The organism is Pseudomonas sp. QS1027, assembly GCF_002814235.1.
Lineage (GTDB): Bacteria > Pseudomonadota > Gammaproteobacteria > Pseudomonadales > Pseudomonadaceae > Aquipseudomonas.
In genome coordinates this window covers 117,536-142,860 of sequence record NZ_PHSU01000016.1, presented here as the reverse complement: position 1 = coordinate 142,860, position 25,325 = coordinate 117,536, and the positions used below count along the sequence as shown (strand labels likewise).

At 62.6% G+C, this 25,325-nt stretch carries 28 protein-coding genes; 20 read left to right on the top strand and 8 right to left on the bottom strand.

Going from position 1 to position 25,325, the window contains the following annotated elements; genetic code table 11:
* Window positions 1–29: 29 nt before the first annotated feature.
* Window positions 30–485 carry a MaoC family dehydratase gene (locus CWE01_RS16190; protein ID WP_100941540.1) on the bottom strand — a complete coding sequence of 152 codons (456 nt, stop codon included), beginning with the start codon at window positions 483–485 and terminating at the stop codon, window positions 30–32.
* Window positions 486–648: 163 nt separating this feature from the next.
* On the opposite strand from CWE01_RS16190, the gene CWE01_RS16185 reads away from it, so the two are divergent.
* The 5 genes from CWE01_RS16185 (at window position 649) to CWE01_RS16165 (ending at window position 3,043) form a co-directional block, all read left to right on the top strand.
* Entirely contained in the window at window positions 649–1,011 is a 363-nt protein-coding gene (locus tag CWE01_RS16185; RefSeq protein WP_100941539.1) for a CidA/LrgA family protein, read from the top strand.
* Window positions 1,008–1,724 carry an LrgB family protein gene (locus CWE01_RS16180; protein ID WP_100941538.1) on the top strand — a complete coding sequence of 239 codons (717 nt, stop codon included), beginning with the start codon at window positions 1,008–1,010 and terminating at the stop codon, window positions 1,722–1,724. Before CWE01_RS16185 ends, CWE01_RS16180 begins: the two co-directional genes overlap by 4 nt.
* A gap of 10 nt (window positions 1,725–1,734) precedes the next feature.
* Entirely contained in the window at window positions 1,735–2,325 is a 591-nt protein-coding gene (locus tag CWE01_RS16175; protein WP_100941537.1) for an LON peptidase substrate-binding domain-containing protein, read from the top strand.
* A 182-nt stretch (window positions 2,326–2,507) separates the two neighbouring features.
* Window positions 2,508–2,720: a cold-shock protein gene (locus CWE01_RS16170; protein ID WP_100941536.1), complete on the top strand. Its 213-nt coding sequence runs from the start codon at window positions 2,508–2,510 to the stop codon at window positions 2,718–2,720.
* A gap of 101 nt (window positions 2,721–2,821) precedes the next feature.
* Window positions 2,822–3,043 carry a cold shock domain-containing protein gene (locus CWE01_RS16165; protein WP_100941535.1) on the top strand — a complete coding sequence of 74 codons (222 nt, stop codon included), beginning with the start codon at window positions 2,822–2,824 and terminating at the stop codon, window positions 3,041–3,043.
* A 5-nt stretch (window positions 3,044–3,048) separates the two neighbouring features.
* On the opposite strand, the gene CWE01_RS16160 is transcribed toward CWE01_RS16165, so the two are convergent.
* The gene (locus tag CWE01_RS16160; RefSeq protein ID WP_100941534.1) at window positions 3,049–4,365 is read right to left on the bottom strand and encodes a bifunctional DedA family/phosphatase PAP2 family protein; all 1,317 of its coding nucleotides are present in this window, start codon (window positions 4,363–4,365) and stop codon (window positions 3,049–3,051) included.
* 15 nt (window positions 4,366–4,380) lie between these two features.
* Window positions 4,381–5,067: a DNA-3-methyladenine glycosylase gene (locus tag CWE01_RS16155; RefSeq protein WP_100941533.1), complete on the bottom strand. Its 687-nt coding sequence runs from the start codon at window positions 5,065–5,067 to the stop codon at window positions 4,381–4,383.
* A 180-nt stretch (window positions 5,068–5,247) separates the two neighbouring features.
* Between CWE01_RS16155 and CWE01_RS16150 the strand changes: the two genes are divergently transcribed.
* The 13 genes from CWE01_RS16150 (at window position 5,248) to CWE01_RS16090 (ending at window position 17,698) form a co-directional block, all read left to right on the top strand.
* Window positions 5,248–6,519: a glutamate-5-semialdehyde dehydrogenase gene (locus CWE01_RS16150; protein ID WP_100941532.1), complete on the top strand. Its 1,272-nt coding sequence runs from the start codon at window positions 5,248–5,250 to the stop codon at window positions 6,517–6,519.
* A gap of 4 nt (window positions 6,520–6,523) precedes the next feature.
* Window positions 6,524–7,210 carry a nicotinate-nucleotide adenylyltransferase gene (gene nadD, locus CWE01_RS16145; RefSeq protein WP_100941531.1) on the top strand — a complete coding sequence of 229 codons (687 nt, stop codon included), beginning with the start codon at window positions 6,524–6,526 and terminating at the stop codon, window positions 7,208–7,210.
* Window positions 7,211–7,280: 70 nt separating this feature from the next.
* Window positions 7,281–7,775: a ribosome silencing factor gene (gene rsfS, locus CWE01_RS16140; protein WP_100941530.1), complete on the top strand. Its 495-nt coding sequence runs from the start codon at window positions 7,281–7,283 to the stop codon at window positions 7,773–7,775.
* Between the two features lie 9 nt (window positions 7,776–7,784).
* Entirely contained in the window at window positions 7,785–8,252 is a 468-nt protein-coding gene (rlmH, locus tag CWE01_RS16135) for a 23S rRNA (pseudouridine(1915)-N(3))-methyltransferase RlmH (protein WP_040071182.1), read from the top strand.
* A 9-nt stretch (window positions 8,253–8,261) separates the two neighbouring features.
* Window positions 8,262–10,148: a penicillin-binding protein 2 gene (mrdA, locus tag CWE01_RS16130; protein ID WP_100941529.1), complete on the top strand. Its 1,887-nt coding sequence runs from the start codon at window positions 8,262–8,264 to the stop codon at window positions 10,146–10,148.
* 38 nt (window positions 10,149–10,186) lie between these two features.
* Window positions 10,187–11,290: a rod shape-determining protein RodA gene (rodA, locus tag CWE01_RS16125; RefSeq protein ID WP_177099602.1), complete on the top strand. Its 1,104-nt coding sequence runs from the start codon at window positions 10,187–10,189 to the stop codon at window positions 11,288–11,290.
* Between the two features lie 17 nt (window positions 11,291–11,307).
* Window positions 11,308–12,318 (top strand): lytic murein transglycosylase B, encoded by a 1,011-nt coding sequence (mltB, locus tag CWE01_RS16120; RefSeq protein ID WP_100941527.1) that lies wholly within the window; start codon window positions 11,308–11,310, stop codon window positions 12,316–12,318.
* Window positions 12,318–13,340: a septal ring lytic transglycosylase RlpA family protein gene (locus tag CWE01_RS16115; RefSeq protein ID WP_100941526.1), complete on the top strand. Its 1,023-nt coding sequence runs from the start codon at window positions 12,318–12,320 to the stop codon at window positions 13,338–13,340. Before mltB ends, CWE01_RS16115 begins: the two co-directional genes overlap by 1 nt.
* 182 nt (window positions 13,341–13,522) lie before the next feature.
* Window positions 13,523–14,686 carry a D-alanyl-D-alanine carboxypeptidase family protein gene (locus CWE01_RS16110; protein ID WP_100941525.1) on the top strand — a complete coding sequence of 388 codons (1,164 nt, stop codon included), beginning with the start codon at window positions 13,523–13,525 and terminating at the stop codon, window positions 14,684–14,686.
* 99 nt (window positions 14,687–14,785) lie between these two features.
* Window positions 14,786–15,061 (top strand): DUF493 domain-containing protein, encoded by a 276-nt coding sequence (locus CWE01_RS16105; RefSeq protein ID WP_100941582.1) that lies wholly within the window; start codon window positions 14,786–14,788, stop codon window positions 15,059–15,061.
* The gene (gene lipB, locus CWE01_RS16100; RefSeq protein WP_100941524.1) at window positions 15,061–15,711 is read left to right on the top strand and encodes a lipoyl(octanoyl) transferase LipB; all 651 of its coding nucleotides are present in this window, start codon (window positions 15,061–15,063) and stop codon (window positions 15,709–15,711) included. Before CWE01_RS16105 ends, lipB begins: the two co-directional genes overlap by 1 nt.
* Before the next feature lies 1 nt (window position 15,712).
* Complete coding sequence (gene lipA, locus CWE01_RS16095) at window positions 15,713–16,738, top strand: lipoyl synthase (protein WP_100941523.1); 1,026 nt, start codon at window positions 15,713–15,715, stop codon at window positions 16,736–16,738.
* A gap of 3 nt (window positions 16,739–16,741) precedes the next feature.
* Entirely contained in the window at window positions 16,742–17,698 is a 957-nt protein-coding gene (locus tag CWE01_RS16090; RefSeq protein ID WP_100941522.1) for an LD-carboxypeptidase, read from the top strand.
* Between the two features lie 116 nt (window positions 17,699–17,814).
* Here the strand turns inward: CWE01_RS16090 and CWE01_RS16085 are convergent, their stop codons facing one another.
* From CWE01_RS16085 to leuS, 5 genes are all read right to left on the bottom strand, one after another.
* A complete protein-coding gene (locus CWE01_RS16085; protein WP_100941521.1) occupies window positions 17,815–19,131 on the bottom strand; it encodes a lytic murein transglycosylase in 1,317 nt (438 codons plus the stop codon).
* Window positions 19,132–19,210: 79 nt separating this feature from the next.
* Window positions 19,211–19,372 (bottom strand): alternative ribosome rescue factor ArfA, encoded by a 162-nt coding sequence (arfA, locus tag CWE01_RS16080; RefSeq protein WP_100941520.1) that lies wholly within the window; start codon window positions 19,370–19,372, stop codon window positions 19,211–19,213.
* A 78-nt stretch (window positions 19,373–19,450) separates the two neighbouring features.
* Complete coding sequence (gene holA, locus CWE01_RS16075; protein WP_100941519.1) at window positions 19,451–20,488, bottom strand: DNA polymerase III subunit delta; 1,038 nt, start codon at window positions 20,486–20,488, stop codon at window positions 19,451–19,453.
* Between the two features lie 40 nt (window positions 20,489–20,528).
* Window positions 20,529–21,134, bottom strand: a complete 606-nt coding sequence (gene lptE / locus CWE01_RS16070) for an LPS assembly lipoprotein LptE (protein WP_100941581.1) — start codon at window positions 21,132–21,134, stop codon at window positions 20,529–20,531.
* Window positions 21,135–21,226: 92 nt separating this feature from the next.
* A complete protein-coding gene (gene leuS, locus CWE01_RS16065; RefSeq protein ID WP_100941518.1) occupies window positions 21,227–23,833 on the bottom strand; it encodes a leucine--tRNA ligase in 2,607 nt (868 codons plus the stop codon).
* A gap of 223 nt (window positions 23,834–24,056) precedes the next feature.
* Here leuS and CWE01_RS16060 point away from each other — a divergent pair, with 223 nt between their 5' ends.
* Window positions 24,057–24,374, top strand: a complete 318-nt coding sequence (locus CWE01_RS16060; protein ID WP_100941517.1) for a hypothetical protein — start codon at window positions 24,057–24,059, stop codon at window positions 24,372–24,374.
* A 121-nt stretch (window positions 24,375–24,495) separates the two neighbouring features.
* Window positions 24,496–25,257, top strand: a complete 762-nt coding sequence (locus CWE01_RS16055) for a YdcF family protein (protein WP_100941516.1) — start codon at window positions 24,496–24,498, stop codon at window positions 25,255–25,257.
* Window positions 25,258–25,325 lie beyond the last annotated feature (68 nt).

Genomic DNA, 25,325 nt, shown 5'->3' with positions numbered 1-25,325 from the left:
AGTGCACTCTGTTTCGTGAGTACTGGTTATCAGACGAAGCAGAGTGACAGGGGTTCAGCGATATAAGCGGGTTTTTCCTGGCCTTCGATTTCCAGCGTGGCGGTGGCTTTGAGCAACCATTGGCCGGGTTTCTTCTCGGTGACCTCGGTCAGGGCGACCTTGAGGCGCACCCGCGAGTCGACCTTTACCGGCTGGATGAAGCGCACGCTGTCCAGGCCGTAGTTGACCGCCATCTTCAGGCCTTCGGGCATGATGAAGATGTCTTCCATCAGTTTTGGAATCAGCGACAGCGACAGGAAACCGTGGGCGATGGTGCTGCCGAACGGGGTTTGCGCGGCCTTGACCGGGTCGACATGGATGAACTGATAGTCGCCGGTGGCTTCGGCGAAGAGGTTGATCCGCGCCTGGTCGATGGTGAGCCATTCGGAATGTCCGAGTTCCTTGCCGACATAATCGTTGAGCTGCGCTACAGGTACATAGGGCATTGACACACTCCTTGGTCTATCGAGTTATCGGGCCTCGGGTTGCAGCCCTTGGCAACCACTGTAGATCATCATGGGACATGTGCCCGGTCAAGCCACCATACCTTTGGCGAATGGCGGTGTATGGGCATGCTTATAATGCTGGCATCTTCAGGGGAGAGTTCGGATGTTGTTACGCGGCCTGACCTGGCTGGTGCTGTTTCAGTTGCTCGGCACCGCCCTCAATCATTTGTGTGTGCCGGTGTTGCCGGGGCCGATTATCGGTCTGTTGCTCTTGCTGGTGTTTCTGATGCTGAACGGTGAAGTCAGCGCGCCGCTGAGCGAGGCGGCGTCCAGCTTATTGCGTTATCTGCCGTTGTTGCTGGTGCCGCCGGCGGTGGGGGTGATGGTCTATGCCAAACAGATCGCTGCGGACTTCTGGGCGATTGCCGGTGCGCTGGTGTTGTCGGTGCTGATCTCCATGGCATTCGCCGGGGTGTTGATGAATGCCCTGATCAAACGCCACGCCAGGCGTGGAGAACAACCATGAACTTCGATTGGCAGGGGGCCTGGACGGCGGTGATCCATCATCCGCTGTTCGGCATCGGCATTACCCTGGGTACCTATCAACTGGTGCTGGCGGGGTTCGAGAAGACCCGCTGGGTTTTCCTGCAGCCGGTCCTGGCCTCGATGGCGCTGGTGGTCGCTATCCTGTTGCTCTGCGACCTGGAGTACGCCGAATACCGCAGGAGCACCGAGATCCTCGGTATTCTGCTGGGGCCGGCGACGGTGGCGCTGGCCGTGCCGCTGTACTTGAACCTGAGGCGAATCCGGCAGTTGTTCTGGCCGATTTTTACTACGCTGGTGATTGGTGGGATATTGGCGACAGGCTTGGGCGTGTTCTTCGGTTGGTTGTTCGGGGCCGACCACATGATCCTCATGACCCTGCTGCCCAAGTCGGTCACTTCGCCCATCGCCATGCTGGTGGCCGAGCAGATCGGCGGCGTGGCGGCCCTGGCGGCGGTGTTCGTGTTGATCACCGGGGTAATTGGCGCCATTGCCGGGCCCTGGTTGCTGACGCGGCTGGGTGTCCATGCACCGGAAGCCCGGGGCATGGCCCTGGGCATGACCGCTCATGCGGTGGGCACCTCGGTCGCCTTGCAGGAAAGTGAAGAATGCGGCGCTTTCGCGGCGCTGGCGATGAGCCTGATGGGCGTGGCCACGGCAGTCTTGCTGCCGTTGGCGGTGACTTTGGTGGTTTAAGGAAATCGTTATGAATCTGGCGTTGTTTCCCCTGAGCACCGTGCTGTTTCCCGGTTGTATCCTCGACTTGCAGATTTTCGAGGCGCGTTACCTGGACATGATCAGTCGCTGCATGAAACAGGGCAGCGGTTTTGGTGTGGTCTGCATTCTTGAGGGCCAGGAGGTCGGCGATGCGCCGGAAGGCTTTGCCCTGGTCGGCTGCGAAGCCCTGATCCGCGATTTCCAGCAGCAGGACAACGGCTTGCTGGGCATTCGGGTCGAAGGCGCTCGGCGTTTCCGCGTGCTGAGCAGTGAGTTGCAGCGCGATCAACTGACGGTCGCCGAGGTCGAGTGGCTGGATGAAGCCCCCGAACAGCCGTTGCAGGAGGAGGACGAGGACCTGGTGGCGCTGCTCAAGGCACTGGCCGAACACCCGATGGTCGCGGCCTTGAATATGGGCAGCGAAGCGACCGGACAGCAATCGCTGGCCAATCAGTTGGCCTATCTGCTGCCGTTTTCCGAACTGGACAAGATCGACCTGCTGGAACTGGATGACCCTCAGCAGCGCCTGGATGCGATTCAGGTGTTATTGGACGAATTGCAGGGCGAGTTGTTTGCTTGAGTGCGCCCATGTAATGACATGGAATAACCGTTATATAAAAATAATCTGAAAACCTGTCAGAAATGACAGTAGCCGGCCGTGCGTAATGGATCCAGTCTTGACATGAGTCAATATGGAAAGCTCGTAGGACGAAAGTTGTCCACGAACGAGCTTGCGTCATTCAGCAGCTGGGAAGATTGGAAATGTCAGATCGAAAAAATGGTACGGTCAAATGGTTCAATGATGCGAAAGGCTTTGGGTTTATCACGACAGATGATGGTAGCCCGGATGTTTTTGTGCATTTCAAAGCCATCCAGGGGACTGGTTTTAAAAGTCTCGCTGAGGGGCAGAAAGTGAGCTTTAGAACTGCCCAAGGGCAAAAGGGTCTGCAAGCGGAAGAAGTTCAAATACTTTGAGAATTTGCCGTGTAGACAGGGCTGTCCAAACATCCCCTGGATGATCGAGCTTTATAAGTTCGGCGTCCGAGTGTGCCTCTTCCTTTTTGGGAGAAACAGTGATGGATAAGCACGGAGAAGAACGTTATGACTCCGCCCGAGGCGGAGTGGGCGTGATCACAGCGCACCTGGACGGACGAGAGCTTTTCTTTCACGTGAAATCGGCTGCTGACGGTGGACCGACCTTGAAGGCCGGCGATACCGTGACCTATGAAGTCGTGCAGGGCGAGGACGGTCGGTTTTATGCCATCAACCTTGCAGTCGTGGAAAGCGACCCGCCCTAAACCCCTCAATAGGCGTATCGGCCGATCTCATGCTGCAAATGCCACAGCGCATGAAACCCGTAGATCGCCACCGCGGCCGGCAGGATCAGCCACCAGGCCCGTGGAGGCATGGCCGGTAGCGGCATGAAACGCTGGCTGAGGCTCAGGCTGGCGGCGAGCACCGTGATGGCGAGCAGGGCGCCGGCCAGGACGTCGGTGGGCCAGTGCGCGCCCAGGTATACCCGTGACAGCGCCACCACCAGCGCCGGCAGGCAGCCGAGCAATAGCCAGGTCATGCGCATCCGTGGCGGTTGTTCGCGCCCGGCCAGTACCGCGAGCATCAGGAAAAACGCGAACGAGCCCGAACTGTGGCCGCTGGGCATGCTGAAGCTGGTGATCGGCTCGGCCAGGACTTCCGGGCGGATCCGCGCGAAGAAGTATTTGGCGGCGGTGTTGCCCAGCGCCGTTACCGCCAGGGTGGCGCCGAAAAACAGTCCCTGGCGCCATTGGCGGGCGAGAAACAGCAGTGCGGTCAGTGTTCCGGCGACGATGAACTGGATGCGGAAGTCGCCCAGGCGCGTGGCGACAACCGCCGCCACGTCCAGCGCCTGGTCGCGATGTTCCTGGACCAGCGCCATCAGGCCCTGGTCGAAGGCCTTGAGGTGGGGGTAGCCGATAAACAGGCTGACCAGCAATGCCAGGCTCAAGCCCGAAATCAGCAGGGTGGCCCGGGGATGGCGTTTCACGCTGCAATGGATGCACAGCCCGAGCAGCGCGACGAGGCCGAACGCGACCACGCCGGTCTGCGCCCAGAACCCTTCGGGCAAAGGCAGGCGGATGGCCGCACCGGTGGCCCAGCCCGGCAGCAGGTAGACCACCGACCAGCCGGCGCCGGCGATCAGGCTGACGCCGATAAAGCGCGGCAAGGGCATGTCGCACATGCCCGCGATCATGGGCAGCATCGGGCGCAGGGGGCCGATAAAACGTCCGACCAGCAGGCTGGCGATGCCGTAGCGCTGGAAGTAGCTTTCGGCGCCGCTGATCCACTGCGGGTGACTGCGCAGGCCCGGCAGGCGCCGGATGTTCTGGTGGAAGCGGCGGCCCAGGGTGTAGGAGATCACATCACCGATCAGGCCACCGATGAACCCCAGCAGCAGGGTTTCCCCCAGGGGCAGGGCGCCGCTGCCGGCCAGTAAGGCGATGGCGAACAGCGTGACCGTGCCCGGCACGATGCTGCCGACGATGGCCAGGCATTCGAGGCAGGCGACGATGACAATCGCCACGCCCAGCCATTGTGGGTTGGCGGTCAGCCAGCCGGTGATGCTATCGAGCCATGGGCCCATGGAAGACTTCCTTTTTCAACCGTGCAAAAAATAGTCGCGACCTTCGACCTGCCCCCGCCGGAGCGGGTTGCGCGTGCAATATGCCGCATGAGTCGCGTCGACGAAGCGGTACATCAGTTGTTCGTCACGCCCGTCGGGAATGCCCAGGCGGGTGGTCTGGATGATCTGTGTCACTTGGACGCCGACATCCTCGACCACCAGCCCCTGTGGGTCGAAGCGCTTGGCGTCCCACATCGGCACCTTGAGCCCGAGGGCCTTGCACAGCAGGGTCTGCCCCGCGCACAGCTTCTGCGTGGGGCGCGCGGTGCCATTGGCCGCCGGATTGTTCAGCAGCATCTGCGCCAGGCTGGCCGCGCCAGACAGCTCGTCGACCCACGGATAAGCCGATTTGATCAGTACCGCGTTGCCCGGCCCGTGGGCGCTGACGTTCAGCGAATCGCCGCCACGGGAGTAATACATATAGATATGTCCGCCATCCAGAAACAAAGCCTTACGCTTTTCTGTATAGCCGAGGGAGGCATGGCTGCCTTTTTCCTCGAGGTAATAGGCTTCGGTCTCGATGATCCGCGCGGCCAGCCAGAGCTCGCCGACTTTGTGACGAACGACTTTGCCCAGCAATTCACGGGCGAGCAACTGCGCATCACGGTCGAAAAAGGCGTCGGGCAGGGCGTTCGGCAAGGGCGCTGGAGTGAGGCTGGACATCGTGGGCGCGAGACTGTTGATGGCTGATGGGAGGGCAAGCATAACGTTTTATGCCTTAATCGAGTCTGAACACCGGCTATTTGCCCTCCATTTCGACCATCCGCCCGGCACCGCTGTCCGTGAGGCGGCGCGACAGCTATAATCGGCCGCTTTCCTCTTTGCCAAGTCCCCCTTAGAGCCATGACTGAGTCCGTTCTCGACTATATGACCCGTCTGGGTCGCGCTGCCCGCGAGGCTTCCCGCGTGATCGGCCGTGCCAGCACCGCGCAGAAGAACCGCGCCCTGCTGGCCGCCGCCGCTGCGTTGGACGCTGCCCGCGCCGAGCTGAGTGCCGCCAACGAACTCGATCTGGCCGCCGCCCGCGCCAATGGCCTGGAGCCTGCACTGGTTGAACGTCTGGCCCTGACCCCTGAGCGCATCGACGGCATGATCGTCGGCCTGCGTCAGGTGGCGAGCTTGCCGGACCCGGTGGGGGCGATCCGCGACATGAGTTACCGGCCATCGGGGATTCAGGTCGGCAAGATGCGCGTGCCCCTGGGCGTGATCGGCATCATTTACGAGTCGCGGCCGAACGTGACCATCGATGCCGCCAGCCTGTGCCTCAAGTCGGGTAACGCGACCATCCTGCGCGGCGGCTCCGAGGCCATTCATTCCAACCGTGCCATTGCCGCCTGTATCCAGCGCGGCCTGGACGAGGCCGGTCTGCCGGCCGCCGTGGTGCAGGTGGTGGAAGTCACCGACCGCGCCGCCGTTGGCGCGCTGATCAGCATGCCCGAGTACGTCGACGTGATCGTGCCGCGCGGTGGCAAGGGCCTGATCGAGCGGGTCAGCCGCGAGGCGCGGGTGCCGGTGATCAAGCACCTGGACGGCATCTGCCACGTGTATGTCAGCGCCCACGCCGACCTGGCGAAGGCCCGTGACATCGCTTTCAACGCCAAGACCTACCGTTATGGCATCTGTGGCGCCATGGAAACCCTGTTGGTGGATAAGGCGGTCGCCGCCGAATTCCTCCCGGCCATGGCCGAGCGCCTGCGCGCCAAGGGTGTCGAGCTGCGCGGTTGCGAGCGGACCCGTGCGGTGATCGAGGCGGTCGCCGCCACCGAAGAAGACTGGAGCACCGAATACCTGGCGCCGATCCTGTCGATTCGTGTGGTCGACGGGCTGGACGCGGCCATCGAGCACATCAATCACTATGGTTCGCACCACACCGACGCCATCGTCACTGAAAACCTGGCGCAGTCCCGGGCCTTCATGGCCGAAGTCGACTCCAGTTCGGTGATGCTCAATGCCCCGACCTGCTTCGCCGACGGCTTCGAATACGGATTGGGTGCCGAGATCGGCATTTCTACTGATAAGCTGCACGCCCGCGGCCCGGTAGGGCTGGAAGGCCTGACCTGCGAGAAGTACATCGTGGTCGGCGACGGGCAGTTGCGCGGTCAGGTCGCGGTCTGAACGAGTGAGTAAACGTCCGTCAGCCGTCGTCAGCCCGCGCCAGGTTTCGCCCCGGCGTATCGGCGTGCTCGGCGGAACCTTCGACCCGGTGCACATCGGCCATTTGCGCAGTGCCCTGGAAGTCGCGGAACTGATGGACCTCGATGAGTTGCGCCTGACCCCCAGTGCCCGGCCGCCCCATCGTGATACACCGCAGGTCTCGGCCATCGATCGATTGGCGATGGTCGATTGCGCGGTGGCCGGCGTCAGCCCGCTGGTGGTGGACGACCGCGAGCTGCAACGGGACAAGCCGTCCTACACAATCGACACCCTGGAACTTATGCGCGCCGAGCTGGCCGCCGATGACCAGTTATTCTTGTTGTTGGGCTGGGACGCATTTTGCGGCCTGCCCACGTGGCACCGCTGGGAAGAATTGCTCCAGCATTGCCATATCCTGGTGCTGCAACGCCCGGATGCCGACAGCGAACCGCCGGATGCCTTGCGCAACCTGCTGGCCGCGCGGTCGGTCAGCGACCCGAAGGCCCTGCCGGGGCCTGGCGGGCATATTACATTCGTCTGGCAGACACCCCTCGCGGTGTCGGCCACCCAGATCCGTCAACTGCTGGCCAGCGGTAAGTCGGTACGTTACCTGGTGCCTGACGCGGTCCTGGCCTATATCGATGCGCACGGGCTGTACCGTGCGTCGAACTGAAACGGCGCGCTTGAAAGCACGAATAGTCGTGTATTGAAGCGCCCGAACATATGAGCAAAACGAGTTTTATATGACCAACAACGACGTAAACAAAGTAAAGCGCAAAGGCACGTTCAAGAGTGCTCCGCTGCCGGAGAAAGTCCTCAGCGGCGAGCCGCTCAAGGGTGAAGAGCTGGTCAAGGTTGCCGTAGCGGCCCTGGAAGACGTCAAGGGCCAGGACATCCTGGTGATCGACGTTCGCGAAAAGCAGAGCATCACCGACTTCATGATCATCGCCACCGGTACCTCCAACCGCCAGATCGGCGCGATGCTGGACAAGGTCCGCGAAGCGGTCAAGGCCCTGGGCATCAAGCCATTGGGTGAAGAAGGCAAGGGCGACAGCGACTGGGTGCTGTTGGACATGGACGACGTGATCGTCCACATGATGACCGCCAGTGCTCGTCAGTTCTATGACCTGGAGCGTTTGTGGCAGGGTGCCGAGCAGAGCCGTTCGGCCAGCGCCGCGCACCACAGCCCGGAAAACACCCATGAGCACTTCATCAAGCTCAACAAAGATCAGGAATAAGGTGGCGTTGTGCGCCTGCGCCTGATTGCTGTCGGTTCACGCATGCCCAAGTGGGTGGAAGAGGGTTGGCATGAGTATGCCAAGCGTCTGCCATCCGAACTGGCGCTGGAACTGGTGGAAATTCCGCTCAATACCCGGGGCAAGAACGCCGACGTGACGCGCTTTATCCGTCAGGAAGGCGAAGCGATGCTGGCCAAGGTCGGTCCGAACGAGCGGATCGTCACGCTGGAGGTCCATGGCAAGCCATGGAGCACCGAGCAGTTGGCGGTCGAGCTGGATCGCTGGCGGCTGGATTCGCGCACGGTCAACTTCATGGTCGGCGGCCCCGAGGGGCTGGCGCCGGAAGTCTGTGCGCGGGCCGATCAGCGCTGGTCGCTGTCGCCGCTGACCTTGCCGCACCCGTTGGTGCGGATCCTGATCGGTGAACAGCTGTATCGCGCCTGGACCGTGCTGTCCGGGCATCCTTACCATAAATAAGCCTGCCGAATGACCCAGCCGATTCGCCTCAAGGACCACGAGAAAGACGCCCGTCTGGTGCGTAACCGTGTCGTGGTCGGCGCAATTGTGGTGGTGGCGCTGATCGGCGTGCTGATCGCCCGGCTGTATTTCCTCCAGGTGGTCCAGTACGACTATCACTCGACCAAGTCGGAAAACAACCGCGTCCATGTCCAGTCGATTCCACCGAGCCGCGGCCTGATCTACGACCGTAGCGGCCTCGTGGTGGCGGATAACCGACCCAGTTTCAGCCTCAGCGTGACCCGTGAACGCTCGGGTGACTGGCGCCAGGTGCTGGATGTGCTGGTCGAGGTCCTGCAGCTCACCCCGGACGATCGCGTCCTCTTCGAAAAACGCGTGCGCCAGGGCCGGCGGCCGTTCGAGCCGGTGCCGATCCTGTTCGAGTTGACCGAAGAGCAGATCGCCCGCGTGGCCGTGAACCAGTTCCGCCTGCCGGGCGTCGAGGTGGTGGCGCAATTGGTTCGCCACTATCCCCAGGGTGCGCACTTCGCGCACTCGGTAGGTTATATGGGGCGGATCAACGAGGCCGAACTCAAGACCCTGGATCCGGTGAACTACAGCGGTACCCACCATATCGGCAAGACCGGCATCGAGCGTTTCTACGAGGCCGAGCTGCACGGCCAGGTCGGTTACGAGGAAGTCGAGACCAACGCCCGCGGGCGTATCCTGCGGGTGCTCAAGCGCACCGACCCGGTGCCGGGCAAGGACATCGTCCTGAGCCTGGACATCAAGTTGCAGGAAGCCGCCGAAGAGGCCCTCGGCGGCCGCCGTGGCGCCGTGGTGGCGCTGGACCCGGCCACTGGCGAGGTGCTGGCGATGGTCAGCCAGCCGAGTTTCGACCCGAACCTGTTCGTCACCGGGATCGGCTTCAAGGCCTACGCCGAGTTGCGCGACTCCATCGACCGGCCGCTGTTCAACCGGGTGCTGCGTGGCCTCTATCCGCCGGGCTCGACCATCAAGCCGGCGGTGGCGATTGCCGGGCTCGACAGCGGCGTGGTCAGCCCGTCGACGCGGGTCTTCGATCCCGGTTATTACGAACTGCCCAACTACGATCACAAATACCGCAACTGGAACCGCACCGGCGATGGCTGGGTGGACCTGGACACGGCGATCATGCGTTCCAACGACACCTACTTCTATGATCTGGCGCACAAGCTGGGCATCGACCGGCTGTCCACCTACATGAACAAGTTCGGCCTGGGCCAGAAGGTCTCCCTGGACATGTTCGAGGAATCGCCGGGGCTGATGCCTTCGCGCGAATGGAAGCGCAGCACCCGGCGCCAGGCCTGGTTCCCGGGGGAAACCCTGATCCTCGGGATCGGCCAGGGCTATATGCAGGCCACGCCCCTGCAACTGGCCCAGGCCACGGCGCTGGTGGCGAACAAGGGGGTGTGGAACCGTCCGCACCTGGCCAAGACCATCGAAGGCCAGAAACCGCTGGATAACGACCCGATGCCGGATATCGTCCTGCGTAACCCATCGGATTGGGAAAAGGTCAGCCACGGTATGCAGCAAGTGATGCACGGCGCCCGTGGCACCGCGCGCAAGGCGGCCGTCGGTTCGCAGTACCTGATCGCCGGCAAGAGCGGGACCGCCCAGGTCGTGGCGATCAAGCAGGGTGAGAAGTATGACCGCTCGAAAGTCCAGGAACGTCATCGCGATCACGCCCTGTTCGTCGGCTTCGCCCCGGCCAACAACCCGAAAATCGCCGTGGCGGTGATGGTCGAGAACGGCGAGTCCGGTTCCGGCGTCGCCGCGCCGGTGGTTCGCCAGGTCATGGACGCCTGGTTGCTCGGCCCGGATGGCAAGCTAAAACCTGAATATGCCGACTCAACCCCCTTGCAGGTGATGCCTTGATCGCCAATTTCGACCGCATCCTCTCCAGTGAAGATGTGATGCGCCGCCGGGCCACCTTGTTGCAACGCATGCACATCGACGGTCCCTTGCTGGTCCTGCTGCTGACCCTGGCGGCCGGCAGCCTGTTCGTCCTCTATTCGGCCAGCGGCAAGAGCTGGGACCTGCTGATCAAGCAGGCCACCTCCTTCGGCATCGGCCTGGTCTCGATGTTCGTGATCGCCCAGCTCGAACCGCGCTTCATGGCCCGCTGGGTGCCACTGACCTATGTGCTGGGGGTGATGCTGCTGGTGGTGGTGGATGTCATGGGCCACAACGCCATGGGCGCCACACGCTGGATCAACATTCCCGGGGTGATCCGCTTCCAGCCGTCGGAATTCATGAAGATCCTGATGCCGGCGACCATCGCCTGGTACCTGTCCAAGCGCACCCTGCCGCCGCAGCTCAAGCACGTGGCCATCAGCCTGATGCTGATCGGTGTGCCGTTTATCCTCATCGTCCGCCAGCCCGACCTCGGCACCTCGCTGCTGGTGCTGGCCGGCGGCGCGTTCGTGCTGTTCATGGGCGGCCTGCGCTGGCGCTGGATCATCAGCGTGCTGGCGGCGGCGATCCCGGTGGCGGTGGGCATGTGGTTCTTCATCATGCACGATTACCAGAAGCAGCGGATCCTGACCTTCCTCGACCCGGAAAGCGATCCGCTGGGCACCGGCTGGAACATCATCCAGTCCAAGGCCGCCATCGGTTCCGGCGGCGTATTCGGCAAGGGCTGGCTGCTGGGCACCCAGTCGCACCTGGACTTCTTGCCGGAAAGCCACACCGACTTCATTATCGCGGTGATGGGCGAAGAGTTCGGCCTGGTGGGCATCTGCGCCTTGCTGCTGCTCTACCTGCTGCTGATCGGACGCGGGCTGGTGATCACCGCCCAGGCCCAGACACTGTTCGGCAAACTGCTGGCCGGCAGCCTGACCATGACGTTTTTTGTGTATGTTTTCGTCAACATCGGTATGGTCAGCGGTCTGCTGCCAGTGGTGGGAGTGCCGTTGCCATTCATTAGCTACGGCGGAACTTCGCTGGTGACACTGCTGTCAGCGTTTGGGGTTTTGATGTCGATCCATACCCACCGCAAGTGGATCGCACAGGTTTGAGCAAGGTGAACAATTCAATGCAAGTATTGCGCGGTTGGGCGGCTCGATGTGCGCCATGGATAGGCCTGGTCGGCTGTCTGGGTGCAGGGACGGGCGCGCTGGCCGGTGACTACGAAGGTTCGCCGCAAGTGGCCCAGTTCGTCGCGGAAATGACCCGCGACTACGGCTTTGCCGGTGAGCAACTGATGGAGGTGTTCCGTCAGGTCGAGCGCAAGCAGAGCATTCTCGACGCGATTTCCCGCCCGGCGGAACGGGTCAAGCCGTGGAAGGAATACCGGCCGATCTTTATCACCGATGCGCGGGTGGCCCGTGGCGTCGACTTCTGGCGCCAGCATGAAGCGGCCCTGGCCCGTGCCGAGCAGGAATACGGCGTGCCGGCCCAGGTGATTGTCTCGATCATCGGCGTGGAAACCTTTTTTGGCCGTAATACCGGCAATTACCGGGTGATCGACGCCTTGTCGACCCTGGGCTTCGACTATCCGCCGCGGGCCGATTTTTTCCGCAAGGAGTTGCGCGAGTTCCTCCTGCTGGCCCGCGAAGAACAGCTCGACCCGCTGAGCCTCAAGGGCTCCTACGCCGGGGCCATGGGCCTGCCGCAGTTCATGCCGAGCAGTTTTCGTGCCTATGCGGTGGATTTCGACGGCACCGGGCATATCAATATCTGGACCAACGCCGACGACGCCATCGGCAGCGTGGCCAGCTATTTCAAGCGTCACGGCTGGGTTGCCGGGGAGCCGGTGGTCAGTCGCGCGGACGTGCGTGGCGACCAGGTCGACCAGGGTTTGAGCCCGGGGCTTGAGCCGGTCAAGACCGTTGGGGAGTTGCGGGCGCTGGGCTGGTCGAGTCATGATGCGCTACGCGATGATATGCCAGTGACGGCGTTTCGCCTGGATGGCGACAATGGCCCGGAATATTGGATGGGCCTGAAGAATTTTTATGCGATCACGCGCTATAACCGCAGCGTAATGTACGCCATGGCCGTGCATCAGCTGTCTGACCTGTTGGTCCAAGCACGGGGCGTCAAGTAATGCAGGCTTTGCCGATTCCAAAACCACTGAAGCTGTTGGCTTACACCGCGTTGGCGGTGCTGGTGGTCAGTTGTTCGACCAGCCGCTCGCCGTATCAGTCGTCGTCCGCCTCCAATACCATCCGCGCCAAGCCGGGCCTGGACATCAACCGTGCCCACAAAGATGGTGCGCCGTGGTGGGACGTCGACGTGTCGCGTATCCCGGATGCCACGCCGACCCTGCACACCGGGCCGTACAAGGCCAACCCCTACACGGTGCTGGGCAAGACCTATTTCCCGCTGACCGACTCCAAGCGCTACGTGGCCCAGGGCACGGCGTCCTGGTACGGCACCAAGTTCCATGGCCAGAACACCGCCAATGGCGAGGTGTATGACCTGTATGGCATGAGTGCCGCGCACAAGACCCTGCCGTTGCCCAGCTATGTGCGGGTGACCAACCTGGACAACAACCGCAGCGTGATCCTGCGGGTCAACGACCGCGGGCCGTTCTATTCGGACCGGATCATCGACCTGTCCTACGCCGCCGCGAAGAAGCTCGGTTATGCCGAGGTCGGCACGGCGCGGGTCAAGGTCGAGGGCATCGACCCGCAGGAATGGTGGGCCCAGCGTGGTCGTCCGGCGCCGTTGATGCTCAACGAACCGCAAGTGGCGCAGGCCCAGGCCCCGGCCCTGACCGCGTCCACCGGGACGATCGAGCAGTGGACGCCGCCACCGCAGCAACACGCCACCGACGTTGTGCCCGTACAGGCACAGGCTGACGCAAAAAAAAACGGTTCTGCACAAGCCTCTGGCCAGTATCTCCAGGTGGGCGCGTTCGCCAACCCGGACGCTGCCGAACTGTTGAGGTCGAAGCTAAGCTCGATGGTGAAGGCGCCGGTCTTCGTCAGCTCGATCGTGCGCAACCAGCAGACCCTGCATCGGGTGCGGATGGGGCCGATCGGCACGCCGGGTGAAGTCCAGCAAGTGCAGAACAGCGTACGTCTGGCCAATCTCGGTTCACCAAGTGTGGTGACGTCGGAGTAACACAGGCACAATTGTGGATTGGGCTGCTTTTCAAGGGCCGGGTCCTGGGTTGTTGGTTCGTTTGATAATAAAAGCCTGGAAAGGGTGGTGGAGCGAGCAACCTGACACGGGGCAGTTGGAAAAACTGCCGGATTTATTTTTGCCCGCGAGGGCAAGTTTCCATTAGCGATTTCGAGAGACGGATGAACATCACCACCTTTGCCAAACGTTTGTGCCTGCTTGTACCCCTGATCGTTGCGCCTGCCGCCTGGGCCGCCGATGAAATGGCCCTGCCGGCTTCGCCGCAACTGGCCGCCAAAGCCTACGTACTCATGGATGCCGCCAGCGGCAACGTGCTGGTCGAGAACAACGGCGACCAGCGCCTGCCCCCGGCCAGCCTGACCAAACTGATGAGCGCCTACATCGCGACCAAGGAAATCCGTCGCGGCCAGATCGGCGAGAACGATATGGTGACCGTCAGCGAAAACGCCTGGCGCACCGGCGGCTCGCGGATGTTCATCAAGGTCGGCTCGCAGGTGACCGTCAGTGACCTGCTGCACGGCATCATCATCCAGTCCGGCAACGATGCCACCGTGGCGCTGTCCGAGCACATCGCCGGTAGCGAAGACGCGTTCGCCGACATGATGAACAAGACGGCGGCCGAACTGGGCATGACCAACAGCCACTTCATGAACCCGACCGGCCTGCCGAACCCGGATCACTACTCGTCGCCTCACGACATGGCGATCCTGGCCCGGGCGATCATTCGTCTCGACCCGGTGCACTATGCGATCTACTCGCAGAAAGAGTTTTTCTGGAACGGCATCAAGCAGCCTAACCGCAACCTGCTGCTGTGGCGCGACAAGACCGTCGACGGCCTGAAAACCGGCCACACTGAAGAGGCCGGCTACTGCATGGTGGCCTCGGCGGTACGTGACGGCCAGCGCCTGATCGCCGTGGTGTTCGGCACCAACAGCGAATCGGCCCGCGCCTCTGAAACCCAGAAGCTGCTGACCTACGGTTTCCGCTTCTTCGAAACCCAGACCTTCTACCAGAAGGGCGCGGAACTGGCCCAGGCGCCGGTCTGGAAAGGCACCACCCACCAGGTCAAGGCCGGCCTGGCCGAAGACCTGACCATGACCATGCCTAAAGGCCAGCTCAAGAAGCTCGTGGCCAGCATGACCATGAACCCGAAACTGGTCGCCCCGATTGCCAAGGGAGACGTGATCGGTAAAGTTGAAGTCAGACTGGACGACAAAGTGGTACACAGCGCCGATCTGATCGCGCTGGACGCGGTCGAGGAAGGTGGTATCTTCCGTCGCCTGTGGGACAGCATCCGTATGTTCTTCTACGGCATGTTCAACTAAGGCATTCGACTGCTGACAGAGAGTGTCGATTTGCGTACCTCGCGCCTGACCCGGGCGTGAGGTATGTCCGTTGCCTGGGCTTACGAGGCCGTTATTGTCATGACAGACACTGAAGTAAAAGCACCGAAAATCGAATTTCCCGTTACCGACTACCCGGTCAAGGTCATCAGCGACACGGGTGTGGGCAACAAGGACAAGATCGTCGAGATCGTCAAGAAACACGCCACGATCAACGATAACCGGGTGGACGAGCGCCAGAGCACCAACGGCAAGTACACCACGATCCAGCTGCACATCGTGGCCACCGGCCAGGACCAGCTGTACGACATCAACAGCGAGTTGCGGGCCACCGGTTTCGTACACATGGTGCTCTGATGACTGGCGTGCTGGGCTTTCGCGAGCTCGGCCAGGCCCCTTACGAGCCGGTCTGGCAGGCAATGCAGCGTTTCACCGATGCGCGCAAGAGCGCGGACGTGCCGGACGAAATCTGGCTGGTGGAGCATCCGCCGGTGTTCACCCAGGGCCAGGCCGGCAAGGCCGAGCATGTGCTGCTGCCGGGGGATATTCCGGTGGTCAAGGTCGATCGTGGTGGCCAGGTGACCTATCATGGTCCCGGCCAACTGGTGGCCTACCTGTTGCTGGACGTTCGCCGCCTGGGTTTTGGCGTGCGCGAACTGGTCAGCCGGATGGAGCGTTGCCTGATCGAACTGTTGGCCGGCTATGGCGTGAGCGCCGAGGCCAAGGCCGACGCCCCCGGCGTGTATGTCGACGGGGCGAAGATCGCCTCCCTGGGCCTGCGGATTCGCAACGGCTGTTCGTTCCATGGCCTGGCGCTGAATGTCGATATGGACCTTGGGCCGTTTCGACGGATTAACCCCTGCGGTTATGCGGGGCTGGCGATGACCCAGCTGCGTGACCACACAGGACCGATTGAATTTGCCGAGGTAAGTGCCCGGCTGCGCGCGCAGCTCGTCAAACACCTCGACTATGCTGAGCAGACGACCCTCACGGGCGGAATCGATTGATATGACTACTGCGCAAGACGCTGTGCAAACCCTGATCCCGACGCTGGACGTTTCCGAGCGCCCGGCCCGTGCGAAAGTCGAAACCGGCGTCAAGCTGCGTGGCGCCGAGAAAGTCGCACGCATTCCGGTGAAGATCATTCCGACCACCGAACTGCCGAAGAAACCCGACTGGATTCGCGTGCGTATCCCGGTTTCGCCGGAAGTCGACCGTATCAAGCAACTGCTGCGCAAGCACAAGCTGCACAGTGTCTGCGAAGAGGCCTCCTGCCCGAACCTGGGCGAGTGCTTCAGCGGCGGTACCGCGACCTTCATGATCATGGGTGATATCTGCACCCGTCGTTGCCCGTTCTGCGACGTCGGCCACGGCCGGCCGAAGCCATTGGACGTCAACGAGCCGCAAAGCCTGGCCATCGCCATTGCCGACCTGCGCCTGAAGTACGTGGTGATCACCTCCGTGGACCGCGACGACCTGCGTGACGGCGGTGCCCAGCACTTCGCCGACTGCATCCGCGAGATCCGCAAGCTGTCGCCGAACGTGCAGCTCGAGACCCTGGTCCCCGACTACCGTGGGCGCATGGACATCGCGCTGGAAATCACCGCCGCCGAGCCGCCGGATGTGTTCAACCACAACCTGGAAACCGTGCCACGCCTGTACAAGGCTGCACGTCCGGGTTCCGACTACCAGTGGTCGCTGACCCTGCTGCAACGCTTCAAGCAGATGATGCCGCACATTCCAACCAAATCCGGCTTGATGCTGGGCCTGGGCGAGACTGACGAGGAAGTCATCGAAGTCATGCAGCGCATGCGCGAGCACGACATCGACATGCTGACCCTCGGCCAGTACCTGCAACCGTCCCGCAGCCACTTGCCGGTGCAGCGTTTCGTGCACCCGGACGTCTTCGCCTGGTTCGCCGAGGAAGGCTACAAGATGGGCTTCAAGAACGTGGCTTCCGGGCCGTTGGTGCGTTCGTCCTACCATGCCGACGAGCAGGCCAGGCTGGTCAAGGCTGAACTGATCGGAGCGTAACCCTTGAACCGTCGTCGACCCGTGCAGGCTTCCTATCAGGTCCAGAGCGCGGTGCCGGCGCTACGGCAGGGCGGGGTGATCGGTTTGATCGCCCCGGCCGGTCCTGCGGCCCTTGACCCGCTCAAGGCGCAGGAGTGGGTACAGGCCCGCGGCTACGAGCTGCGGATCTTTCCGGGTGTCTCGCAACGGGACGGTTACCTGGCCGGCAGTGATGAGGTCCGTCTGCGGGACCTGCATGACGCCTTTGCCGATCCTGAAATCGATGTGATTCTCTGCCTGCGCGGGGGGTATGGTTGTCCGCGCCTGTTGGACGACATTGATTTCGAATTGCTCAAAAAACATCCAAAAGCCTTGGTCGGTTACAGCGACATCACCGCGCTGCACCTGGCGATTGCCCGTTATGCGGGGTTCATGACCTTTCACGGGCCGCTGTTCAATGCGGATCTGCTGGGGGAGAAGCTGCCGCCGACCGAATCCTCGTTGTTCAATCTGCTGACCGGGCAGGTGCGCGCGGGTAGCGTGTTTGAACATCCCGCGGCGTTTCCACTGACTACGGTTGTCCCGGGCGTCGCCTCGGGGCGTTTGCAAGGTGGCAACCTGTCGTTGATCTGCGCCACCCTGGGCACACCCTATGAAATCGATACCAATGGCTTGATCCTGCTGATCGAGGACGTCAACGAGCCGCTGTACCGGGTTGACCGGTTGCTCACGCACCTGCGCCTGGCAGGCAAGCTGGAAGGCCTGAATGGCGTGCTGGTGGGGGATTTCGCCGGGGTCGACCCGGATGCACTGACGCGCCTGCTCAAGCAGGAGCTGGGGCCCTTGGGCATTCCGGTGCTGGCGGGTTGGCGCAGCGGGCATTGCGACCCGAACCTGACGTTGCCGCTGGGAGCGCAGGTGCGCTTGGACGCCGATGCACGGCAGGTGGTGTTGGAGCAGGATGTGGTGCGGGCCGAGTAACCTGGCTTGTCGGGACGCCGCATCGCAGCGACGAGGCCCGGAAGTCTTGCATCGACTATACGGCCGCCATCGCCATTGCTGACAGCCCGGCTCCAACAAGGGACACGGGATCGCGTCTAGCGGCTACGCAAGCTCTCCAGCAGCTTGTGATTCGGATACCCGTCCGCCGGCCAGCCCAACACTTGCTGGGCCCCACGAATCGCCTTGCGGGTATTCGCCCCGATAATGCCGTCGGGATTGCCGGCGTCATAACCCTTGGCGCTGAGCTGGGTCTGCAACTCGATCCGCTCGGAACGGCTCAACGGCAGGTCATCCTTCGGCCAGTCGCCACGAATCAGACCCGCACCATTGAAGCGCTGGGACAACAAGCCCACCGCCAGCCCATAGGACGACGAATTGTTGTACTTGAGGATGGCGCGGAAGTTGTCCAGCACCAGGAACGCCGGGCCGCGATAGCCCGCTGGCAGCAGCAGGGCGGCGGACAGTGTTGCCGAGCCATTGGGCAGCGCGGCGCCCACTGGCAAGCGAATGCCCATCTGCAGCCACTCGTTCACGGTCTTGCGGATCGCGCCGTCGGCCTGGGCGTAGTCGAAAGCCTGTGGCAACACCACTTCCAGCCCCCACGGCTGCCCACGCTGCCAGCCGGAGCTTTGCAGGTAGTTGGCGGTCGAGGCCAGGGCATCGGCCGAGTCGTTCCAGATATCGCGGCGACCGTCGCCGTCGAAATCCACCGCATAGCTGTTGTAGGTGGTGGGGATGAACTGGGTCTGGCCCATGGCCCCAGCCCAGGAGCCGAGCATCTGCTCAGGCTGGATATCGCCATGCTGGATAATCTGCAGCGCCGCCAGCAACTGGGCCTGGGCGAATCCCGGGCGACGGCCTTCGTAGGCCAGGGTCGCCAGCGAACGGATCACCGACTTGTCGCCCTGGAACTGGCCGAAATTACTCTCCATGCCCCACACCGCCACCAGCGCTTCGCGGTCGACGCCATAACGTTGTTCGATGCTCGTCAGCAGCGCGCTGTTCTGCGCCAGCAGGGCCTGGCCCTTGCGTACACGCACGGGGGACAGGGCGCCGTCGAGGTATTCCCAGACCGGGCGGGTGAATTCCGGTTGGCTGCGGTCGGCCTTGATCACGCTCATGTCCGGGGTGACGCCGGCAAAGGCGGCATCGAAGATGGCGGGGGTGATACCGGCTCTCAGGGCTTCGACACGGAACGCGGACATCCATTCGTCGAAGCTTTGCGTAGGCTGGATCGTCAGGTCGTCATTGACCTGTGGCTGGGCGGGGACCGGGGCCGGGGCTGCGGGAAGGGGTTGCAGCGGTTCGGCGTCGGCTGCGGTGGGCTTTTCCGCGCAGGCAACTAACAGGATAAAGCTGGTGGCGGCGAACAGTCGGCGTAGGGGACGACGAAGGGTAAGGCAAAAGGGCATGCGCGGGTCCGGAGAATGCGAATCAGGTGCTGACCTTACCATGCTTGAGGGGGTGGAGTCGTGATGGTGCTCTATGCTTTCAGGCCGCCAGAAAGTAAGAAGCCTCCCAGCTTTTAGACTGGAAGGCTTCGCGGCGGTAGCTGCCTTTGCCCTTCGCCGGTTGTTCCTGACGGCTGCGGAACAGTGGCTGGGCGATGATGGATTTGGCTTTATTGGGACGGTGCCGGGACGGCTTGCTCATGGACATGCACTCTTGGGGTGTGTGGAAGAGTGCGAATCATCGGGCAGATTTTTATCGCTGTCCAGTGGGGGCTTTTGGCTATTCCGCCGGCAATGCCAGTCGCTGGCCACACATCAACAGGCTCAGGCGGCTCAGGCTGCTCCACGGCGAGCCCGCCGCCTGGCCCTTGATCTGCGCGTCGACGCGTTGCGCGTCCAGCAACAGCTGGCTCCAGCGTTGTGCCGAGTGCCGTTGCAGGGCTTTGCTCATCAGTGGCTTGCGCTTGTCCCAGACCGGTGGCCGGGCCTGGCTGAAAGCCTTGTCCAGCGGTGTGCCCTGGCTGTATTGCAGCGACAGGTTGGCCAGCAGCCGCAGTTCCCGGGCCAGGGCCCAGAGAATCACCGGCGGCTCGACCCCTTCGCCCCGCAGCCCTTCGAGCATCCGCAGGGCGTGGGCCGCTTCGCCGTTGAGTACGGCATCGACCAGGCCAAAGACATCGAAACGAGCGCTGTCGGCCACGGCAGCCTGCACCGTTTCCACGGTGATCTGCCCACCCTCGGCCATCAACTTGAGCTTTTCGATTTCCTGGGCCGCCGCCAGCAGGTTGCCTTCGACCCGCGCGGCAATCAGTTCCACCGCGTCCTGCTGGGCCGAAAGACCGGCCTGGGACAGACGCTGGCGAATCCACTGCGGCAACTGGGCGGCGTCCACCGGCCAGATCTGGACGAACTGGGTGTCCTGGCCTTCGACTAGGGCCTTGCCCCACTTGGTCTTCTGCGCACTGCCATCGAGCTTGGGCAGGCTGATCAGCAGCAGGGTGTCTTCAGCCGGACGCGAGCAGTATTCGATCAGTGCCGCGGCGCCTTTATCCCCGGGCTTGCCCGAAGGCAAACGCAGTTCCAGCAGGCGCTTTTCGGCGAACAGCGACATGCTGGCACCGGCTTGCAGCAGCGTGCCCCAGTCGAAGTTGGCATCGGCGCTGAACACCTGGCGTTCGTCGAAGCCCTGTTGGCGAGCGGCGCTACGGATAGCATCGGCGGCTTCCTGGCACAGCAGCGGATCGTCGCCGCTGATGACGTAGACCGGCGCAAGGCTGCCTTGCAGGTGTTTGGCGAGTTGGGCGGGGGCGAGTTTCATAGGCGGGCAAAGGCGGGGCGCCGAGGGCGCCCCGGCCTGCTTACTGCTTAGGCAGTTGCAGCGGCGATTGCTGCGGCTGCGACGCTTCGTACTTGCGCGCGGCTTCCAGGGCGTCGGCGTCGGCCTTGGCCTTGTTGTCGGCGGTCTGTTGCAGGGCATCCAGTTGCGCCGGTGTCAGCAATTGCAGGCGCAGGACCATCTGCTGGATCAGGTCGCGACGCATTTCCTTGCGCAGTTGGCCCGCTTCGGTATCGCCGGCAGTGATGTTGTTGCCGTCGTGCATGTAGTACTTCTGCACTTGCAGCTTGCCGGTCAGCAGTTGCAGGTCGTGGTCGCCACGGACTTCATAGTACAGCGTGGTATTGAGCTCGTACTCGGCGTTACGGCCGGAGCCCGAGTAGGTCGCGTCACGCTGGGTTTCCTGTTCGTCGGTCAGGATCAGCTTGTAAGGCGCGCCGGTATAGACCTTGACGCCGCTGTGCTCGAGGACCTGGGTCAACTGCTTGACCGTCTCGCCATAGGAGTTACGGGCGCTGACCGACAGTTCCTTGATGGTCAGTTCGTTGGTGCCGGTGCCGCGCAGCTGGAAGCCGCAGGCGCTCAGCAGCACGGCGAGGCCCATTACCAGCAGATTGCGTTTGATCATCTTGTTGCTCCCCTTGAAACCCTGTGGGTCGACGGTGCGACCTCGGAAGTCCTGCAAGGCGCCTGCGATAGCAGGCGCCCGATCCCATTTAGTTAGCTGGCGACGATATTGACCAGTTTGCCGGGCACGACGATCACTTTGCGAATCGTCAGGCCATCGGTGAAGCGCAGTACGTTTTCGTTGACCCGTGCCGCCGCTTCGATTTCTTCACGGCTGGCGCTGGCCGGCATGTCGATCTGGCCGCGCAGCTTGCCGTTGACCTGGATCACCAGTTGCAGGCTGTCCTGGACCAACGCGCTGTCATCCAGCACCGGCCAGCCGGCGTCGATGATGGCGCCTTCGTGCCCGAGGCGGTTCCACAGCTCGTGGCTGATGTGCGGGGTGATCGGGGCCAGCAGCAGGGCCACGGTTTCCAGGCCTTCCTGGACCAGGGCACGATCCTGCGCGGTGACTTGCGGGGCTTTTTCCAGCACGTTCATCAGCGTCATCACCTGGGCGATGGCAGTGTTGAATTTGTGGTGCTGGCCGACATCCTGGCTGGCTTGCCTGATCGCCAGGTGGATCGAACGACGAATGGCTTTCTGCTCATCGCTCAATGTCGCCAGTTCCAGCTTGCCCGGCAGACCCTGGGTCACATGGGCCTGGGCCAGGCGCCAGACGCGCTTGAGGAAGCGGTGCGAGCCTTCGACGCCGGAGTCGGACCATTCCAGGCTCATGTCGGGCGGCGAGGCGAACATCATGAACAGGCGGCAGGTGTCGGCACCGTACTGCTCGATCATCGACTGCGGATCGACGCCATTGTTCTTCGACTTGGCCATCTTCTCGGTGCCGCCGATTTCCACCGGCAGGCCATCGCTGATCAGCTTGGCGCCAATGATCTTGGCCTTGCTGTCGCGCTCGAGTTCGACGTCCGCCGGGTTGAACCAGGTGTAGCCGCCGTTGGCTTCGCGGCGGTAGTAGGTCTCGGCGACCACCATGCCCTGGGTCAACAGGTTCTTGAACGGTTCGTTGGAACTGACCAGGCCTTCGTCGCGCATCAGCTTGTGGAAGAAGCGCGCGTAGAGCAGGTGCAGGATCGCGTGTTCGATACCGCCGATGTACTGATCCACCGGCAGCCAGTGGTCGGCGGCTTTCGGATCGACCAGGCCACCCTCGTAGTGCGGCGAGGCGTAGCGGGCGTAGTACCAGGACGACTCGACGAAGGTGTCCATGGTGTCGGTTTCACGCTTGGCCGGTGCGCCACATTTCGGGCAACTGCACTCGTAGAACTCGGGCATGCGCGCCAGCGGCGAACCGGCGCCGTCCGGCACCACGTCTTCCGGCAGCACGACCGGCAGCTGGTCTTCCGGGACCGGCACGTCACCGCAGGTGTCGCAGTGGATGATCGGGATCGGGCAGCCCCAGTAGCGTTGGCGGCTGATGCCCCAGTCGCGCAGGCGGAACTGGGTGCGCGAGGCACCGAGGTTCTTCTTGATCAGCGCGACTTCCATGGCGTCGAACGCGCCGGCGAAGTCGAGGCCGTCGAACTCGCCGGAGTTGATCAGGCTGCCATGTTCGGCGTAGGCGTCCTGCCACGGAGCCGGGGTGGTATCGCCCGAACTGGTGCGCACCACGGATTTGATCGGCAGGCTGTACTTGTGGGCGAACTCGAAATCACGTTCGTCGTGGGCCGGTACGGCCATGACCGCGCCGTCGCCGTAGTGCATCAGCACGTAGTTGGCGACCCACACCGGTAGTTGCTCGCCGGTCAGCGGGTGCTCGACGAACAGTCCGGTCGGCAGGCCTTTCTTTTCCTGGGTGGCGACGTCGGCTTCGGCGACGCTGCCGCCCTTGCATTCGGCGATGAACGCCTGCAGCTCGGGGTTGTTGCGTGCGGCCAGGCTCGCCAACGGGTGCTCGGCGGCCACGGCGACGTAAGTCGCGCCCATCAGGGTGTCCGGACGGGTGGTGAAGACTTTCAGGCTGCCGGCTTCGCCGATGGAGTCGACGTGGTACGGGAACTGGACTTCCATGCCACGGGACTTGCCGATCCAGTTGCGCTGCATGGTCTTGACCTGCTCGGGCCAGCCCGGCAGTTCGTCGAGGCCTTCCAGCAGCTCATCGGCGTAGGCGGTGATCTTGAAGTAGTACATCGGGATTTCGCGCTTTTCGATCAGCGCGCCGGAACGCCAGCCGCGGCCGTCGATCACTTGCTCGTTGGCCAGTACGGTCTGGTCCACCGGGTCCCAGTTGACGGTACCGTTCTTGCGGTAGATCACGCCTTTTTCGAACAGGCGGGTGAACAGCCATTGTTCCCAGCGGTAGTAATCGGGCTTGCAGGTGGTCACTTCGCGGGACCAGTCCACCGCCAGGCCCAGGCTGCGCAGCTGGGTCTTCATGTAGGCGATGTTTTCGTAGGTCCACTTGGCCGGCGCGACGTTGTTCTTCATCGCGGCGTTTTCCGCCGGCATGCCGAAGGCGTCCCAACCCATGGGTTGCAGGACGTTCTTGCCTTGCATGCGCTGATAACGCGCGATCACGTCACCGATGGTGTAGTTGCGCACGTGCCCCATGTGTAGCTTGCCGCTGGGGTAAGGGAACATCGACAGGCAGTAGTACGTCTCCTTGCCTGGCTGTTCACTGACTTCAAAGGACTTTTGCGCATCCCAGAACGATTGGGCGGCGTTTTCGATTTCACGGGGCTGATAGTGTTCGTGCATGGCTACTTGTACTGGAAAGGGTGGCCTAATCCTCTTCAACGCATCCGTCAGGCGGTGCTGGAAGTGGAGTTACAGGAAGCGCCGTAGCATACATGACGCCGCTCTATCGAGGGAAACCCTGATTGCACCGCCGCAGCCGTTGGTCGCGGCGGTCGGCTGGTTTGCCGGGCGCCGCTAAGCTTGGGAGAGGGGGAGTGATTCTTGTCTTCAATGAGGTGAGCGGATGGTGGAGTCGCAGCGATATGTCATGAAACCCGAGTTGTACGAACGTTTGATCGTCCGTCTGGGGCTTGCCCTGGACGCAGCCAACACGGCGGTTCGATTGCGTGATGAGCGGCCTGCCGAGTTGGAACTGCGTGGCTTGAGCCACGCCGAGTTCGAATTGATCAGGGCTTACCTGGATCTCAGTGGGCAGGATGTACCTGTGCCGCCTTCCGTTGTGGAGCACAAGGTGTCACCGCGTTCGGCCGAGATTATCTGGTTGAAGGACAAAATGCCCCGTCCGGGTTCGGCGAAGTTCAAATCCGTGGGGGTCAAGTAAGGTTCATCCGACGGCACACGGTTGTCTGTCGCTAACCAGGCTTCGGTTTGAAGTCATTGTTCCAGAGGTTGTTGATTGACCCCGATGCACTTAGGCTTCGGGCATCTTCTGGAGGTGCCCGATGCCTGTTCGTTACATCCTCAAACAATTGTTCATGCCGCCCGGCCTTCTGTTGCTGTTGCTGCTGTTTGCCTGGTGGTTTCGTCATCGGCGCCCGCGTCTGGCGGGTGTGTGCTTTGTCCTCGGCCTGGGCGGATTCTGGTTGATGAGCCTGCCGGTGGTGGTGGAGTGGGGAGCGCGGGCGCTGGAGACGGTGCCGCCGCTTGAGCGCAGTGAGTGGGCGGGGCTGGCGCAGCGGGCCGATGCCATTGTGGTGTTGGGCTCGGGGCGCGAGCGCGGTGATCCGGCGTGGGGCGACGATCAGCCGACCGGGATCGGTCTGGAGCGCCAGCGCTATGCCGCGCGCCTGGCCAAGGCTTCGGGGTTGCCGGTGCTGACCAGTGGCGGTTTGCACTACGGTACGCCGCCGAGTGAGGCGGCGTTGATGGCGGCGTCGATGCAGAGTGATTTCGACGTGACGGTACGCTGGCAGGAAGGGCGCAGCACCACGACCTGGGAAAATGCCAGGTTCAGTTATGAACTGCTCGCGCCGCTGGGCATCAAGCGAGTGGTGGTGGTGACCCATGCCGCGCATATGCCGCGTTCGGTGTGGAGCTTTGAGCAGGCCGGTTTTACCGTGGTGCCGGCGCCGGTGGGGTTTCTCGGGCGGGACAATGCCAGGCCGCTGGGTGGCTGGCTGCCGGAGTTCAATGCGATCTGGCGCAGTGGGCAGTTGATCAATGAGGCGGTGGGACAGGTGGGTTACAGGCTGTTCTACCGCTAGGCCGCAGCCTTTGTAGGAGCCGGCTTGCCGGCGATGACGGCCGATCTGGCGATGCAAGGCTTACTGGC